At 68.9% G+C, this 864-nt stretch carries 1 protein-coding gene and 1 pseudogene; both read left to right on the top strand.

What is annotated here, in order from left to right:
• On the top strand, positions 1–611 hold a 611-nt coding region (locus tag FL311_RS43395), incomplete at its 5' end, for an FHA domain-containing protein (protein ID WP_141333557.1).
• A 112-nt stretch (positions 612–723) separates the two neighbouring features.
• Positions 724–864: pseudogene (locus tag FL311_RS43400) on the top strand (prepilin peptidase); the annotation flags it as partial.

The following is an 864-nucleotide window of genomic DNA, read 5'->3' on the forward strand; positions in this document are numbered from 1 at the left end:
CTCCGGTGCTGGCGCCCGCGCCGGCCCCCAAGGCCGAGCCACCCGCGCCCGTCCGGGCGGGAGGCCGTGGCGCGCCGCCCCCTCCCGAGGAGCGCTCCTCCTCCAACGGCCTGGACAACGACCCCGTCCGCCGCGAGGTGGCCGAGCGCGTGCTGGAGACCGCCGCGGAGCTCGAGCGCCTCATCAAGGGCAAGAACGAGCCGCCCCCTCCCAACGACGAGATGGTCGAGGAGGAGGAGCCGCTGCCCGACCAGGACGAGCCGCCCCTCGAGGACGAGGAGCAGGCCGAGCCCGAGGAGGAGCCCGCCGACGAGCTCGCCGAGGAGGAGGGCTCCGCGCTGTACCTGGTCACCGAGGACGGTGGCGAGGAGCGCATCATCAAGGAGCGCTACGTCATCGGCCGCGGCAAGCACTGCGACTTCGTCATCAACTCCGGCAAGGTCTCGCGCGAGCACGCCGTCATCGCCCAGGAAGGGCTTGACTGGATCATCGAGGACCTGGGCTCGTCCAACGGGACCTGGTTCAACAAGCAGCGGATCAAGCGCCGCAAGATCGAAGACGGGGACGAGTACTTCATCTGCAGCGAGAAAATCCGGCTCGTCGTCCGCTGAGACAATGAGATGACCCTCGTTCCAGGGGGTCTCTCGCTGTTCGCCAATTGACGGGCTCCAGGCGTCCCTGGTTTGATACCGGACGCCTGGACGCGAATGGGACAGGCGACGGATGACGCCTGGACAACTCGCGCTGTGGACGGCCCTTGGAGTGGCCCTGGTGATCTCGGTGGTGACGGACGTCATGCGCCGGGAGATCCTCGACGTGGTCACCTACCCGCTGATGGCGGTGGGGCTGGGAGTGCGCCTCGCC

The organism is Myxococcus sp. AB025B, assembly GCF_006518215.1.
Taxonomy (GTDB): Bacteria; Myxococcota; Myxococcia; order Myxococcales; family Myxococcaceae; genus Myxococcus; species Myxococcus fulvus.